Here is a 16,240-nt window from a genome sequence, read left to right on the forward strand (position 1 = left end):
TTTACTTAGCAAACTTGCTAACTAAACTTATCAAAACACTTCGTTGGGCTGCCCCGTGGAAGTGGATGCGCATTTTAGAGATTTTTAGCTGGGCGTCAATACCTTTTTTTAAATTAATTTAAAATTATAGTTCAAGTGCTTACATTTTGCGCAAACGTGATAATTTTGGGCTTAACAAAGGAAGGCTGCCGCTTCTTTAATACAGGTAATTCGGTGTGCGTGAGTATTTCCATCATCCTGGTATTGGCTCGATACCAGTATCTTATTGTGAATACCTGCAGCTTCTGCCGCTTGCATATCTGAAAACTTATCGCCAATAAAAGCACTATGTGCGATATTGATATTATGATCTTTTGCCGCTTGCAGAATCATTCCCGGCGCAGGCTTACGACAATCACAAGTTTTAACAAATTCATTGTGACTCTGCCCTTGGTTTTTGGGATTAGGATGATGTGGACAAAAATAGACATCAGAAATTGGAATATCGCGTTTAGCAAACTCAACTTTCATCCAATTGGTTAACACGTCAAAGTCGTCCACAGTGTAATAACCGCGCGCAATGCCCGCTTGATTGGTAATGACAATAATTTCAAAGCCCATGTCTAACGCATAACGGCATACGTCAAAAATACCATCGACAAACTCGAATTCTTCTATTTTGTGCACATAGCCGTGATCAATATTGATAATGCCGTCACGGTCTAAAAATAGTGCTTTTTTCATGGTCTACTCTAGTTGTTCTATTTACTGCGTACTTATATCGCTAGTGTTAAATCTAGATAAAGAAAAAGACGAGTATCAAACTCGCCTTTTCACCTAGTTATGTATTAATTATACGCTAACTAACCTTTACTCACCTAAGCACAGCATAACATAAGCTACATAGCTAAGCCGCCATCGATTTCGACGACACGTCCGGAAAAGAATTCATTTTCAAAAATGTATTTTACCGTATGGGCAATTTCATCAGCTTCTCCTAGGCGACCAACAGGTTTCATTTTCTCTAAACGTTCACGCATTTCGGGCTTCATGGCATCCGTCATTGCGGTGCGGATAACCCCCGGCGCGATTGCACCTACTCGGATACCATAACGCCCCAGCTCACGGGCCCAAGTAACCGTCATTGCCACAACACCAGCTTTTGATGCAGCGTAGTTGGTTTGACCCATATTACCGTTGCGGGCAATTGACGACATATTAACAATAACGCCTTTGCGTTTGTTTTTAACCATATGCGCAGCAGCTTCTCTACCACATAAGAATACGCCAGTCAGGTTGACATCAATAACTGACTGAAACTGTGCTAACGACATTTTCTTAACAATTTCGCCGTCTTTTTCTTTGAGCAGCATACCGTCGCGCAATATACCAGCATTGTTAACGAGTCCATCAAAGCCTTCAAAGTCTTGGTTGATTTGTTCAAATACGGCTTCCACATCAGACTCAATGGTGACATTGGCAATATAGAACTTGGCTGAAGAACCCGCTTGCTCTACTAGGGAAACTGTTTCTTGTAGTAACTCAGCATCTAAATCAATGAGTGCTAACTTTGCTCCTTGCTCAGCTAAATTGACTGCAATAGCACGCCCGAGCCCTTGACCACCACCGGTGATGACAATTGTTTTATTCTTTACATTCATAGTTAATCGTTTCTAATTTTTAATTGTTCTGGTTTTGCTCAAAAATTTTAAAGATACTGGAAAAGTCGATACCGCCATTACCCGCTTGTGCGTGCATTGCATATAAACTTCTGGCAAGTGCACCCATTGGTGTTGATGACTTGCTAGCTAGTGCAGTTTCCATTGCTAATCCTAAATCTTTCGCCATCAAATCGACCATAAAACCGCCTTGATAATCATTAGATGAAGGCACATTCTCCATAACGTCAGGACAAGGATTGTAGACATCAAGTGTCCAGTTACTGCCTGATGATTTACTCATAATGTTGGAAAGCACTTTTGGATCTAATCCATTGGCGATACCAAGTTGTAGCGCTTCGGAGGTACCCACCATTAACACCGACAGCAGCATGTTATTGCACACCTTGGCAACTTGCCCTGCACCATGTTCACCAGCATGGAAAATGTTTTTGCCCATTTGCGAAAGAATAGGTTCAGCTCGAGTAAAACTCTCAACAGTTCCACCGACCATAAAGCTTAAGGTACCCGCTTTAGCGCCACCCACGCCGCCAGAGACTGGTGCATCGATAAAATCAATTCCCTGCTCAGCAAGCACACCCGCCACTTTCTTCGCCGTGCTTGCATCTATGGTTGACGAATCAATTACCAAAGCGCCCGGCTTGATATGGTGAATAAGCCCTTCATCTTCGCTTAGGTAAAGTTGTTCAACATGCTTGCCCGCAGGCAACATGGAAATAATCACGTCAGCATCGTCAACGGCTTTGCTGGCAGAGACCGCTGTGGCTGCACCATGCTCCACCACATCAACCACAGCTTGTGCCGATAAGTCGTAAACGCACACCTTATTGCCATTTGCGCGCCCCGCTTTAACCAAATTAATGGCCATAGGGCCACCCATGTTACCTAAACCAATAAAGGCGATTTTTATTGCCATTATGAACCTCCTTGCACTTTGTTGTGCCTTGCTGTGTAGCCATTTGCCTTAACTGCATTAGACCGCATCAGCTTTTGTTGTAATAATTTTGCTGGCTTTATCTTTTATTTTTATTAGGTATTTAGTAAGCCTGCGCTATAGACTTTGTTCTGCCTTTCCTAAATCAAGCAGTGGATGTTCTGATGCTGACCAAGGTGGCGTAAAAAACCAATCGATAACGTCATTATCGACAGACTCAATTGACTCAAACCGCCAGTTCGGCTGGTTGTCTTTATCAACGAGTAAAGCGCGAACGCCTTCTTGGAACTCGCCATATTTGCCGCCCTTAACAGTCAGACCCAGCTCAAATCGATAACAATCTGCAAGTGACATTCCCTTGCCCTCACGCAACTGACGATAAACCAAGTGTGCGCTAATCGCGCTGCCGTGTTTAAGGGCAGCTTGTGCTTTGTTAAACCACTTATCTTCAATTTCGTAGTTAACAATATCGTTAACAATTTCGGTTAAGGTACTTGCCGAGGTGACTTGGCTAATAAGTGTTTTGTGCTCTTGTATTGGTGACACAGGCATTGATGCCTGTGCAGCTTGCTCAAATTCACTTATCAGTGAACTCAACAGTGTATGGTTATCTGCAGCCGTATCGCTCCACTGTATAGTCACTAACTTATCTAAAAGCGCACTTTTTTGCGTTGCTAGCATAAAAAAGTCAGCTAAATGTGTGTATTTAGCATCCGCGGCATTAATTGATGCGCCGGTCAGTCCTAAAAACAGTCCGCAATTATCAGGCATTTCGTTTAAGAACTTTGTTCCGCCGACATCGGGTAATAAACCAATACTGATTTCCGGCATGGCAATTCGACTGGTTTCAGTAACAATACGATGACTACCGCCGACCATCATTCCTAGACCGCCGCCCATGACAATACCATTGCCCCACACCATAAAAGGCTTGCCAAAGGTGTGAATAAGGTGGTCAAGCCGGTATTCGTTGGCAAAATACGCTTCAACTTCTGGCGCATACGCATCTGGGTGGTTACACATTTCACGATACAGTTTGACGATATCACCGCCCGCACAAAACGCTTTTTCACCTTTTCCCTGCAATAAAACAGCTGCAATAGTGTCGTCTTGCTGCCAAGCAAGCAGCTGCGGATACAAAGCCGCGATCATTTCACCGCTTAAGGCATTAAGCGACTTTTCTGCATTGAGGGTCACAACGCCTATCGCTTTACCGTTTACACAATTGAGTGTTTCAAATAGCACTACATCTGACATACAAGCTTCCTAAAAAGGGATATTTAATTATTTATAATTAAAGGTACTTAAATTAAAGGTAACGAATAAAATCGCGACATGAATACTTAGAGCAATTGACCTGCGCCTTCGGCCAATAACCGACGGGCGATAATGACACGCATAATTTCATTGGTACCTTCTAAAATTTGATGAACACGCACATCTCTAAAATGGCGTTCCAGCGGGTATTCTTTGATATAACCATAGCCACCGTGAATTTGCAGCGCAGCATCACAAACTTTAAAGCCGATATCGGTGGCAAAACGCTTTGCCATTGCGCAATACGCTGTTTTTTCTGGATCGTTATTGTCCAGTTTAAATGCTGCCAGCCTGACCATTTGACGAGCAGCAACAAGTTCAGTTGCCATATCCGCCAGTTTGAACTGTAAGCCCTGAAAGGCTGCGATAGGTTTGCCAAATTGCTCACGCTCTTGCATATAACGCATTGCGGTATTGAGTGCCTGCTGCGCTGTGCCTATTGAACACACGGCAATATTAATGCGACCACCATCAAGCCCTTTCATGGCAAATTTAAAGCCTTCACCTTCTTCACCGAGCAGGTTTGCAACCGGAACTCTGACATTATCAAAGGTAATTTGCTTGGTTGGCTGGGCATTCCAGCCGAGCTTTTCTTCTGACTTGCCATAAATAATGCCATCGGTATCTGCCTCAATTGCAATTGCTGATACACCTGCTGCACCTTCACCGCCAGTACGAGCCATCACCACTAAAATATCCGTTTCACCTGCACCAGAGATAAACATCTTAGTACCATTAATAAGGTATTCATCGCCGTCACGTTTGGCAGAAGTACGAAGCGATGCTGCATCAGAGCCAGCACCCGGCTCAGTTAAGCAATAGGAGGCAAGCTTTTCACCTGTTACTAAGCTTGGACACCACGCTTGTTTGAGTGCATCTTTACCCCAACTGGCAATCATCCACGTCGCCATATTATGAATGGTCATCATTGCCGTGGTTGCGGTGCAGCCCATCGCCAATTGCTCGAAAATGATCGCGGAATCCAAACGGCTTAACCCTAAGCCGCCAGCTTCTTCTGGCGTATACAAGCCACAAAAGCCTAGCTCACCTGCGCGAGTAATGACGTTTTTAGGAAAGATATGCTCGGCATCCCACTTGGCTGCATAAGGTGCCAATTCAGCATCGGCAAATTGCTTGGCAGTATCAGCAAATGCTTGCTGATCTTCAGTCAGGTTAAAATTCACAAAAAGTTCCTCGATAAATCACGGAGTAACCTTCACTATAGGCTCAGTGTCATCAGCCCCAGCATTATTGGTCAATGTTAAAGACTAAAGGCTAGTACTAGAAACTAGCTGCCAGAAGTTAGGCATCAACAATAAAGTACACTTATTAAAGCGCTCTATTTGTGTTGCCAACAGTTAATCCGCTGTTTGTGCTTTTTAACAATTGCTATATTCGACCAATTTATTTTGGTTCTGTTCTTATTCTTGTTTGGGTTTTGGCTTATGGCGACACCTTTAACAGTAGCGCTGCCAGTACCTAAGCAAGTGTTAAAAAAGCCTGTTGTAATGTATTTTGGTTGTTTACGTTTATTGCTTATTTATACTAGTCATCAGTCATATCTATTGATGATCAGCGTTATTCGCCAAGCCAGCGTTATTGTTATTTTAATGCGAAGCCTAAATTGGCAGTCGCTGGCTTAACCTTTACGTTATAAAAAGCGTCATGGAAAGCACTATAAAAGGTGCTTTAGAAACTAGAACATTTCTAATGCAATTGCGGTTGCTTCACCGCCACCAATACATAGTGATGCTACGCCTTTTGATAGGCCTTTATTTTTTAACGCGTGAATTAGCGTAACCATAATGCGCGCACCACTGGCACCTAAAGGGTGACCGAGTGCACATGCACCACCGTTGATATTCACTTTCTCAACATCTAGGCCTAATTTATCAATACCTAGCATGGCCACCATGGCAAAGGCTTCGTTAATTTCAAATAAATCAACATCAGCAACTGACCAACCAGCGCGATCTAATAATTTACTCATGGCACCAACAGGAGCAGCAGTAAATTCTTCTGGCGCTTGCGCGTGTGTAGCATGAGCGACAATTTTACAAATCGGTGTTAGGCCGCGCTTTTCAGCTTCTGATTGCTTCATTAGCACTAACGCTGCGGCGCCATCTGAAATTGAGCTAGAGTTAGCAGCAGTCACTGTGCCGTCTTTTTTAAATGCTGGGCGCAACGAAGGAATTTTTTCTGGGCGAGCATTTCCCGGTTGTTCGTCGGTATCGACAATCGTATCACCGCGACGAGATGAAACCGTCACTGGCGTAATTTCATTGGTAAATGCGCCTGATTCAATTGCAGCATTAGCACGAGACAAAGAGCGAATTGCGTATTCATCCATAGCTTCACGCGTGTAATTCTCATCATCTGCCATTGATTGGGCAAAACAGCCCATTGCGACGCTATCGTTCGCATTTTCTAAGCCATCCATCATCATATGATCAATCACTTGACCATGTCCCATGCGCATACCACCGCGCGCTTTTGGCAACATATAAGGTGCATTTGACATGCTTTCCATGCCACCAGCCACAGCAACATTAATCGAGCCGACCAATAATGAATCGTGGACATCCATGACTGACTTCATGCCTGAGCCACAGACTTTATTAATGGTATTGGCGAGTGTTGATTGCGCAAGACCAGCGCCTAAAGCAGCTTGACGTGCTGGCGCCTGTTTTAAGCCCGCAGGTAACACACAGCCCATCACGACTTCATCGATTTGATCTGAGCCTAAACCTGCTTGTTCAACCGCCGCTTTAATCGCGACACTACCTAATTGTGGCGCGGTAACTGATGATAGTGAACCTTGAAAACCGCCCATTGGCGTGCGTGTTGCTGAAACAATTACTACGGGATCTGACACTGACATAACCTAGTCTCCACTTCTATTTGTTGCATATAGTATTGCATTTAGTGTTAATCGATGTGCTGCTAATGGTTTGACATCACTAGCAACTCATATCGATGGCGGCTAGCCTATCTTAAATTCACCTTTACGCCAACGTTAAGTCACACCATAAACTAGTTAAATGCTGATACGAATTGGCAAATACTCTAGAGCAATCTCAAGCTTGGATCTGCCTTTAGCGCAAAGTTAACTGCGCGAAACACTCGACTAGCTGTAACCTTTTGCTTACAAAAAGTACGATTACGTTAGCCAACCCCAAGCTTTACCTTAACGTAAACTTACCCTATATTGGTGAGCAAGTAAATTTTCACTATTTTCCGTTTTTATATGTCGAGTAACACTGAAAGCCACGCCAAATCTGATGCTAGTGCCGCAGTTAAAACTTATGCCATTGGCGAATTGGCAAAAGAGTTTGATATCACCACACGAAGTATTCGCTTTTATGAAGATCAGGGCTTGTTAGCCCCGACCCGTCGCGGCCAAACCAGAATTTACAGCTTGCGCGATCGCGTTCGCTTAAAACTTATTTTGCGCGGTAAGCGCCTTGGCTTCTCGTTGGCAGAAACGGGACGATTATTTGAACTCTACGATGTAGACAAGACCAGCGCGAAGCAGCTGGAAACCATCTTGGAATTGATTGCTGATAAAAAAGCAGATCTTCACCAGCAACTGGAAGACATCAAAATCGTGCTGGTGGAACTAACAAATTTAGAACAAAGCTGTTTAAACACCTTAGCTAAGGTAACTAATCGCTAGCTATTCAACCAAGTGAGACTGTGCTTAACGACTAACTCAAAATAAAAATGATTAAGCACAGTCCACTACTTAAGTGCACGCTGATTAAGTGCATTAAACAAAATAAACATTACAACAAATGCCATTTACAACGCTGATTATCTCGCCTACTCGAGTTGAGCAGTTAATCAAACAATTAAGGAACATCCATGATTGCCAGTTTTTCTTCTTTTAATTTTAACCTCGGTGAAACCGTTGACATGATCCGCGATCAGGTTAACGCCTTTGCCCGCGATGAAATTGCGCCACGAGCTGCACAAATCGATATCGACAATGAATTTCCGATGGATTTGTGGCGTAAGTTTGGCGATCTTGGCTTATTGGGGATGACCGTTGAAGAAGAATATGGCGGCACAGGTTTAGGTTACCTAGCACATGTAGTTGCTATGCAAGAAATCAGTCGCGCGTCTGCATCGGTTGGCCTGAGCTACGGTGCCATGTCGAACCTATGCTTAAATCAATTATGTAAAAACGGTAGTCACGAACAGAAACTAAAATACCTACCTAAGCTTTGCAGCGGCGAGCATATTGGCGCATTGGCAATGTCTGAGCCAAATGCTGGTTCTGATGTAGTGAGCATGAAATTAAAAGCCGAAAAACGCGGCGATGTTTACGTGTTAAACGGCAACAAAATGTGGATCACCAATGGTCCAGATGCACATGTTTACATTATCTACGCAAAAACCGATGTTACTGCTGGTTCAAAAGGCATTACCGCCTTTATTGTTGAGCGTGACTTCCCCGGTTTTAGTCGCCATCAAAAGCTCGACAAGCTAGGCATGCGTGGCTCAAACACCTGTGAGCTAGTGTTTGAGAACTGTGAAGTACCCGCCGAAAATGTGCTTGGCGCAGAAGGCAAAGGCGTTGGCGTGTTAATGTCAGGCCTAGATTACGAGCGCGTTGTCCTTTCTGGGGGGCCACTAGGCATTATGGACGCCTGTATGGATCTCGTTGTGCCTTATATTCATGATCGCCAGCAATTTGGTCAATCGATCGGTGAATTCCAGTTAGTACAAGGCAAAGTGGCAGATATGTACACCCAGATGAACGCCGCTAAATCCTATATTTATATGGTGGCACAAGCCTGCGATCGCGGTGAAACCACCCGTAAAGATGCCGCTGGCGTAATTCTTTATTCTGCTGAGCTGGCCACCAAAATGGCACTTGATGCGATTCAGCTATTAGGCGGCAATGGTTACATCAATGAATTCCCAGCAGGTCGACTACTACGTGATGCCAAACTCTATGAAATTGGCGCTGGTACCTCAGAAATTCGCCGCATGTTGATTGGCCGCGAACTGTTTAACGAAAGTAAGTAGGGCAGTTTGTTAACTTAAAGGCACAATCTATGGCACAAATTCAATCAAAGATAAATGCGCGCAGTCAGGAGTTTCTTGATAACGCAGCGCATATGCAGCAGCAAGTTGACGATCTCAATGCAACTATTGCAGATATTCAATTAGGTGGTGGCGAGAAGAGTCGTGAGCGTCATTTAGCGCGCGGCAAATTGCTGCCACGAGAGCGCGTATACAAGTTACTGGATGCAGGCTCGCCTTTTTTAGAACTTTCGCAATTAGCAGCTCATCAAGTTTATGATGACCATGTGCCAGCTGCCGGCATCATTACCGGCATCGGCCGTGTTGGTGGTCAGGAATGTGTAATTGTCGCCAATGACGCCACGGTAAAAGGCGGCACTTACTACCCGCTCACGGTAAAAAAACACCTGCGCGCTCAAACCATTGCCCAAGAAAACAACCTGCCTTGTATTTACTTGGTGGATTCTGGCGGTGCGAATCTACCTAACCAAGATGAAGTGTTTCCTGATCGCGAACACTTTGGCCGTATCTTCTTTAATCAGGCCAATATGTCGGCACAGAGTATTCCGCAAATTGCCGTGGTTATGGGCTCTTGTACTGCTGGTGGTGCCTATGTGCCAGCCATGGCAGATGAGTCGATTATCGTTAAAGAGCAAGGCACTATTTTCCTTGCTGGTCCACCTTTGGTGAAAGCCGCCACTGGTGAAGTGGTCAGTGCTGAAGAGCTAGGCGGCGCAGATGTCCATTGCCGAACCTCAGGTGTTGCCGATCACTACGCACAAAACGATCACCACGCCCTGTCATTAGCGCGCAGTGCCATCACTAACCTCAATCGCGTTAAGCCCATGCAGTTAAGTGTTAAAGAAGTCAGCGCGCCGGCTTATGACCCACAAGAGATTTACGGCATCGTACCTAAAGATGCACGCCAATCTTATGATGTCCGCGAAGTAATCGCTCGTATCGTCGACGGCAGTGAGTTTGATGAATTTAAAGCCTTATACGGCACCACCTTAGTGTGTGGTTTTGCGCATATCTTTGGCTATCCGGTTGGTATAGTTGCCAACAACGGTATTTTATTTGGCGAGTCGGCGCAAAAAGGTGCGCATTTTATCGAGCTTTGTGCCCAACGAAAAATCCCTTTAGTGTTCCTGCAAAATATTACTGGCTTTATGGTTGGCCAGCAATATGAAGCGGGCGGCATCGCCAAGCATGGCGCAAAAATGGTGACCGCTGTAGCTTGTGCGCAAGTACCTAAATTTACGGTACTAATTGGCGGTAGCTTCGGTGCAGGTAACTATGGCATGTGCGGCCGTGCTTACGACCCGCGCTTTTTGTTTATGTGGCCTAACGCAAGAATTTCGGTAATGGGGGGCGAGCAAGCCGCTGGCGTATTAGCGCAAGTTAAATCAGATCAACTGGCTAAACGCGGTGAAAGCTGGAGTGACGAGCAAGCCGCCGAATTTAAGCAACCGATCATCGATAATTACGAACACCAAGGTCACCCTTACTACGCTTCGGCGCGTCTGTGGGATGATGGTGTGATTGATCCTGCCGATACGCGCCAAGTGCTCGGTTTAGCCATTTCGGCTTCGCTAAATAAACCTATTCAAGAAACACGCTTTGGCGTGTTCAGAATGTAGGAGTTGATGATGAACTCAGTAAGCTCTTCAGCCACAGTTAGTGCAGTGAATACAGCGGCAACTAGCACTAACAACCCAATAACAGACAAGGTACTTTTTGCTGTCGACAGCGATAGCAAAGGCCATGGTGTTGCCACCGTCACCTTAAACAACCCAGACAAGCATAACGCCTTTGACGATGACATTATCAGTCAGCTTACCCAAGTATTTAAAACCATTGCCGCAGACGAGTCGATTCGGGTCATGGTGTTGGCATCAACTGGAAAAAGCTTTTCAGCAGGTGCAGATCTAAGTTGGATGAAGCGCATGGCATCATACAATTATGAAGAAAACCTCAAAGACGCCAATGCCCTTGCAGAAATGCTCTACACCTTAAATTTTATGCCACAAACGACCATAGCCCAAGTGCAAGGTGCCGCATTTGGTGGTGCCGTCGGTTTGGCGAGCTGCTGCGATATGGTGATAGCCAGTGACAAGGCAAGCTTTTGTTTAAGCGAAGTGAAACTTGGCTTGATCCCCGCCACCATCAGCCCTTATGTGGTAAGTGCTATCGGCTTAAAAGCGAGTCGCCGCTATTTCCAAACCGCAGAACGCTTTAGCGCAGAAAAAGCCCAACAACTAGGGCTAGTGGATGAAATCACCACGAGCGAACAACTTAGCGTGCAAGTTCAAAAAGTGATCACTACCCTGCTCGCCAATGGCCCTGATGCTGTTAAGCAAGCCAAACAACTGGCAATGGATGTCGCTGGCCGCCCCATCAACGACCAGCTAATTCAAGAAACCAGTCAGCGCATTGCAGCGATTCGCGTCTCACCAGAGGGACAAGAGGGGTTAACCGCCTTTTTCGATAAACGACCTGCCAATTGGCAATCAAGCTAAAAGGGCCTATCAGAAAATGACAAAAACGATGACAACAACAGCCCAAAGCTCAGCTCAAGTAAGCTCGGCCAAAATGTTTACCAAAATACTGATTGCCAATCGCGGTGAAATTGCCTGTCGCGTCATTAAAACCGCCCAAAAAATGGGGATTGCGACCGTTGCAGTTTACTCGGATGCCGATAAAAACGCCTTACACGTCAATATGGCCGATGAAGCGGTTTATCTAGGTGCCCCGCCATCAAAAGACAGTTACTTAAAAGCTGATAAGGTGATTGCTGCCGCATTGCAAACAGGCGCGCAAGCCATCCATCCCGGCTATGGCTTTCTCTCGGAAAACGCAGAATTTTGCCGCCTATGTGCCGAAAACCAGATCACTTTTATTGGCCCACCAAGTGAAGCCATTGAAGCCATGGGCTCAAAATCTGCCGCTAAAAACATTATGGAGCAAGCGCAGGTGCCGCTAGTACCGGGTTATCACGGAAATGATCAATCGGAAGCAGTGCTCAAACAAGCGGCTGACGAAATGGGTTATCCAGTGCTGCTTAAAGCAACCGCTGGCGGCGGTGGTAAAGGCATGCGCCAAGTATGGTCAAGCGACGAATTTAGCGATGGCCTCGCTGCTGCTAAACGTGAAGCAGCAGCTAGTTTTGGCGACGATACCATGCTAGTGGAAAAATATTTAACGCAACCACGTCACGTTGAAATTCAAGTATTTTGCGACAATCACGACAATGCGGTCTACCTGTTTGAACGCGATTGCTCGGTTCAGCGTCGTCATCAAAAGGTGATTGAAGAAGCGCCAGCTCCGCATATGAGCGAAACATTACGCGAGCAAATGGGCCAGGCTGCTATTCAGTCTGCTCAAGCCATTGGCTATCGCGGCGCGGGTACAGTGGAATTCTTACTGGACACACACCCCGAAACTGGTGAGCAAGCTTTCTATTTTATGGAAATGAATACCCGCTTGCAGGTGGAACATCCGGTTACCGAATATATTAGTGGTCAAGACCTCGTGGAATGGCAACTGCGTGTTGCCGCTGGCGAGCCATTGCCGAAACAACAAAATGAATTAGCCATCAATGGCCATGCCTTTGAAGCACGCATTTATGCAGAAGACCCAGCCAACGACTTTTTGCCAGCAACCGGTCAGCTGACATTTTTACAAACACCGCAAGAAAGCGAGCACGTTCGCATTGATACTGGCGTACTGCAAGGGGATGAGGTCAGTGTTTACTATGATCCTATGATTGCCAAACTGGTGGTTTGGGATGAATCTCGTGAAAAAGCGCTACAGCGGTTAAGCAAAGCACTAGCGGAATATCGTGTTAGCGGCGTGACCACTAACATCGACTTCCTATATAACTTAGCTACCAGTAAGCCTTTTGTTGATGCCGAACTCGACACGGGCTTTATCGAAAAACATCAAGCATTGATCTTCCATGAAGATCAGCAAACCCTGTCGCAAGAATTACCGATGGCGGCTCTGTATTTGTTACTCAAACAAGCGCAAGACGCAAAACAAGTTGCAACCGCAAGCACAGATCCAAGCTCCCCTTGGCATCAGGCGATTGGCTGGCGACTTAATCAGCCAAATCAGGTATCACTGACCCTTGCCCACTCGACCTTGCACGAGGAGCAAATATTTGAAATTACCAGCGTGCAAAAGCCTAGCAGCAATGGGGATGTCACTTATCACATTCATATTGGCGACAAGCGCCATAACTGCCAAGGGCAAATTTGCGGTAGTCAGTTAGATTTTATTATTGATGGTTATCGCGGCAGTGCGCAAATTGCGATTAACGAACATCAACAAGCTCAGTATAAACGCTCTCAAAACAAGCAAATCAGTCTGTTTCGTCCTAACGGCGTATTTAACTTTACTCAGGTATTACCAGATCTAGGTGACAATGAGGCGGAACATCAATCGGGCGGCTTATCGGCGCCGATGAACGGCACTATGGTCGCGGTGCTGGTCAATGCTGGCGATTCCGTTGTTAAAAATCAACCTTTGGTGATCATGGAAGCGATGAAAATGGAACATACCATTAAAGCGCCGAGTGATGGCACGGTAACGGATGTGTTTTTTACAGCAGGCGATATGGTTGATGGTGGTGCAGAGCTATTAAGCTTTGAAGCCGCTGCAATTGCAAACGCGGAGAACAGCTAATGGCAATGCCCTCAACCGTTAAGCTTGTCGAAGTTGGGCCACGTGATGGTCTGCAAAATGAAGCACAGCTTATTAGCGCTGCCGATAAAATTGCGCTGATTAATCGCTTAACCGATGCAGGGCTCAGTTATATTGAAGCAGGCAGTTTTGTCTCCCCTAAATGGGTACCGCAAATGGCGACCTCAACTGAGGTTTGCCAAGGTATCAATAAAAAAGCAGGGGTCACTTACGCAGCCCTAACACCAAATCTTAAAGGTTTTGAAGCTGCACTTGCCGCAGGCGTAGAAGAAGTCGCGATTTTTGGCGCAGCCTCTGAAGCCTTTAGTCAAAAAAATATTAACTGCTCTATTAGCGAAAGCATAGAGCGCTTTTCCCCAGTGGTAGCCAGCGCACAGGCACATGGCATCAAGGTTAGAGGCTATGTGTCTTGTGTGCTTGGCTGCCCTTACGAGGGCGAAATAGCACCGGAAAAAGTCGCTGATGTCGCTAAAACCCTAGTAGAGATGGGCTGCTATGAAGTTTCACTTGGTGACACTATTGGTGTTGGCACGCCAGCCAGCGTTAAGCGCATGTTAATGGCAGTGAGCAAACAAGTACCAATCAATAAACTTGCCGTCCACTTTCACGATACCTATGGCCAAGCACTGGCTAATATTTACTGTGCATTACAAATGGGCATTAGTGTGGTTGACAGCTCTGTTGGTGGGCTGGGAGGCTGCCCGTATGCAAAAGGTGCTTCTGGCAATGTTGCCACAGAAGATGTGCTTTATCTTCTTAATGGCCATGGCATTGAGACAGGCGTTGATCTCTATAAATTAATTGAAACCAGTTGGTTTATTAGTGACAAACTGGGTCGATCGCCGATGTCAAAAGTGGCCAATGCGTTAGCAAGCCAACGATAAACAAGCAATAAAAATAAAAACACATACAAAAATTACAGATAAAGATTACGTACAAAAGCTACGTAACAAAAATACAACAATCGTTAGAAAATGGGGACACAATAATGATGAGGTTTGACTATGGCTGGATTTGATAAAGTCGTCGCTAGCTACCAAGAAGCGTTAGCTGATCTAACCGATAACATGACCGTAATTGCCGGTGGCTTTGGCCTGTGTGGCATTCCAGAAAACCTAATCGCCGAGATAAAACGCAAAGGCACTAAAGGCTTAACGGTGGTTTCCAATAACTGTGGCGTTGATGATTTTGGCTTGGGGGTTTTACTACCCGAGCGCCAAATTAAGAAAATTATTGCCTCTTACGTTGGTGAAAATGCGGAATTTGAACGGCAAATGATGTCGGGCGAACTTGAGGTGGAGCTAACACCACAAGGTACATTGGCAGAGAAAATGCGCGCTGGTGGCGCGGGTATTCCCGCCTTTTTTACCGCTACAGGTTACGGCACTCCCGTTGCAGAAGGCAAAGAGGAGCGCGAATTTAATGGACGCCACTATATTTTAGAAGAAGCCATTAAAGGGGACTTTGCCATCGTTAAAGCGTGGAAAGCCGATCGATACGGTAACTTAGTCTTTCGTAAAACCGCACGTAACTTTAATCCATTGGCAGCAAGCGCAGGAAAAATTACCGTGGTTGAAGTGGAAGAAATTGTTGAGCCGGGCGAGCTCGACCCTGATCAGATCCACACCCCGGGAATTTACGTTGACCGCCTGATCCAAGGTAGTTTTGAAAAACGCATTGAGCAGCGCACTGTTCGCTCAGCTCACTCAACTGACTTATAAGCGCGCATAAGGAGCACATCATGGCATTATCACGTGAACAAATTGCAATGCGCGTTGCGCAAGAGCTAAAAGACGGTTATTACGTTAACCTCGGAATTGGCATCCCAACATTAGTCGCTAACTATGTGCCAGAGGGCATGGAAGTGATGCTGCAATCAGAAAATGGTCTGCTCGGTATGGGGCAATTCCCCACCGAAGAAGAGTTAGACGCCGATATGATCAACGCAGGCAAACAAACGGTAACGGCAATCACTGGTGCGTCGATTTTTGACTCGGCAGAATCATTTGCCATGATCCGCGGTGGTCATGTTGATTTAACGGTTTTAGGCGCATTTGAAGTAGATATTAACGGTAATATCGCTTCCTATATGATCCCCGGCAAGCTGATTAAGGGTATGGGTGGTGCAATGGATTTAGTCGCCGGTGCGGATAACATTATTGTCACCATGACCCATGCGTCAAAACATGGTGAATCTAAGCTATTACCTGAATGCACCCTGCCGTTAACCGGCAAAGGCTGCATTAAAAAGGTGTTAACCGATCTCGCTTTTATAGAAATAAAAGACGGTAAGTTTCACTTACTTGAACGCGCCCCCGGCGTTTCGGTAGAGGAGATCGTTAAGCTTACTGCTGGTGAATTAGTGGTACCTGAGCAAGTACCTGAAATGCAGTTTTAGCGCTTTGCAGGTGTTTTTTGGCTAAATTAGCTAATTAAATCATTTCCGCAAATATAGCCGTTATCTCATCGCAAAATTGATAACGGTTCGCTATTCCTAACCCACGGTTCATAGCTCACAGTTCCTAGCCCAATGCTTCCTGCTCCCCGCATTCATCAATGGCAAAAACTTAGGGCTATTGAGCTTTTATCAATCATT

General features: G+C 45.6%; 15 protein-coding genes. 9 read left to right on the forward strand and 6 right to left on the reverse strand.

Features of this window, described 5'->3' with window-relative positions; translation table 11 throughout:
* Positions 1-171 precede the first annotated feature (171 nt).
* The 5 genes from gmhB to ACSLUR_RS10675 all read right to left on the reverse strand — a co-directional run bounded on the left by gmhB (position 172) and on the right by ACSLUR_RS10675 (position 5,093).
* Entirely contained in the window at positions 172-723 is a 552-nt protein-coding gene (gmhB, locus tag ACSLUR_RS10655; protein ID WP_448554387.1) for a D-glycero-beta-D-manno-heptose 1,7-bisphosphate 7-phosphatase, read from the reverse strand.
* Between the two features lie 155 nt (positions 724-878).
* Positions 879-1,640, reverse strand: coding sequence for an SDR family oxidoreductase (locus ACSLUR_RS10660; RefSeq protein ID WP_448554389.1), 762 nt, complete (start codon positions 1,638-1,640; stop codon positions 879-881).
* 19 nt (positions 1,641-1,659) lie between these two features.
* Positions 1,660-2,574: a 3-hydroxyisobutyrate dehydrogenase gene (gene mmsB / locus ACSLUR_RS10665; protein ID WP_448554391.1), complete on the reverse strand. Its 915-nt coding sequence runs from the start codon at positions 2,572-2,574 to the stop codon at positions 1,660-1,662.
* 135 nt (positions 2,575-2,709) lie between these two features.
* On the reverse strand, positions 2,710-3,849 hold the full coding sequence (locus ACSLUR_RS10670; protein ID WP_448554393.1) for an enoyl-CoA hydratase/isomerase family protein: 1,140 nt from the start codon (positions 3,847-3,849) through the stop codon (positions 2,710-2,712).
* An 86-nt stretch (positions 3,850-3,935) separates the two neighbouring features.
* The gene (locus tag ACSLUR_RS10675; RefSeq protein ID WP_448554395.1) at positions 3,936-5,093 is read right to left on the reverse strand and encodes an acyl-CoA dehydrogenase family protein; all 1,158 of its coding nucleotides are present in this window, start codon (positions 5,091-5,093) and stop codon (positions 3,936-3,938) included.
* Between the two features lie 261 nt (positions 5,094-5,354).
* On the opposite strand from ACSLUR_RS10675, the gene ACSLUR_RS10680 reads away from it, so the two are divergent.
* On the forward strand, positions 5,355-5,552 hold the full coding sequence (locus tag ACSLUR_RS10680; protein WP_448554397.1) for a hypothetical protein: 198 nt from the start codon (positions 5,355-5,357) through the stop codon (positions 5,550-5,552).
* A 53-nt stretch (positions 5,553-5,605) separates the two neighbouring features.
* On the opposite strand, the gene ACSLUR_RS10685 is transcribed toward ACSLUR_RS10680, so the two are convergent.
* Positions 5,606-6,790, reverse strand: coding sequence for an acetyl-CoA C-acyltransferase (locus ACSLUR_RS10685; RefSeq protein WP_448554399.1), 1,185 nt, complete (start codon positions 6,788-6,790; stop codon positions 5,606-5,608).
* A 366-nt stretch (positions 6,791-7,156) separates the two neighbouring features.
* On the opposite strand from ACSLUR_RS10685, the gene ACSLUR_RS10690 reads away from it, so the two are divergent.
* The 8 genes from ACSLUR_RS10690 (at position 7,157) to ACSLUR_RS10725 (ending at position 16,042) form a co-directional block, all read left to right on the forward strand.
* Complete coding sequence (locus tag ACSLUR_RS10690) at positions 7,157-7,585, forward strand: MerR family transcriptional regulator (RefSeq protein ID WP_116018087.1); 429 nt, start codon at positions 7,157-7,159, stop codon at positions 7,583-7,585.
* A 188-nt stretch (positions 7,586-7,773) separates the two neighbouring features.
* Positions 7,774-8,943 (forward strand): isovaleryl-CoA dehydrogenase, encoded by a 1,170-nt coding sequence (locus tag ACSLUR_RS10695; RefSeq protein ID WP_448554402.1) that lies wholly within the window; start codon positions 7,774-7,776, stop codon positions 8,941-8,943.
* Positions 8,944-8,972: 29 nt separating this feature from the next.
* Positions 8,973-10,580: a carboxyl transferase domain-containing protein gene (locus ACSLUR_RS10700; protein WP_448554404.1), complete on the forward strand. Its 1,608-nt coding sequence runs from the start codon at positions 8,973-8,975 to the stop codon at positions 10,578-10,580.
* Positions 10,581-10,586: 6 nt separating this feature from the next.
* Positions 10,587-11,459 (forward strand): enoyl-CoA hydratase/isomerase family protein, encoded by an 873-nt coding sequence (locus ACSLUR_RS10705; RefSeq protein WP_448554406.1) that lies wholly within the window; start codon positions 10,587-10,589, stop codon positions 11,457-11,459.
* A gap of 73 nt (positions 11,460-11,532) precedes the next feature.
* Positions 11,533-13,626 carry an acetyl/propionyl/methylcrotonyl-CoA carboxylase subunit alpha gene (locus ACSLUR_RS10710; RefSeq protein ID WP_448554408.1) on the forward strand — a complete coding sequence of 698 codons (2,094 nt, stop codon included), beginning with the start codon at positions 11,533-11,535 and terminating at the stop codon, positions 13,624-13,626.
* A complete protein-coding gene (locus tag ACSLUR_RS10715) occupies positions 13,626-14,528 on the forward strand; it encodes a hydroxymethylglutaryl-CoA lyase (RefSeq protein WP_448554410.1) in 903 nt (300 codons plus the stop codon). Before ACSLUR_RS10710 ends, ACSLUR_RS10715 begins: the two co-directional genes overlap by 1 nt.
* A 120-nt stretch (positions 14,529-14,648) precedes the next feature.
* A complete protein-coding gene (locus ACSLUR_RS10720; RefSeq protein WP_448554412.1) occupies positions 14,649-15,365 on the forward strand; it encodes a CoA transferase subunit A in 717 nt (238 codons plus the stop codon).
* A 20-nt stretch (positions 15,366-15,385) separates the two neighbouring features.
* Positions 15,386-16,042 carry a 3-oxoacid CoA-transferase subunit B gene (locus tag ACSLUR_RS10725; RefSeq protein WP_448554414.1) on the forward strand — a complete coding sequence of 219 codons (657 nt, stop codon included), beginning with the start codon at positions 15,386-15,388 and terminating at the stop codon, positions 16,040-16,042.
* The last annotated feature ends 198 nt before the right edge of the window (positions 16,043-16,240 follow it).

It is taken from the genome of Thalassotalea montiporae (assembly GCF_053485855.1).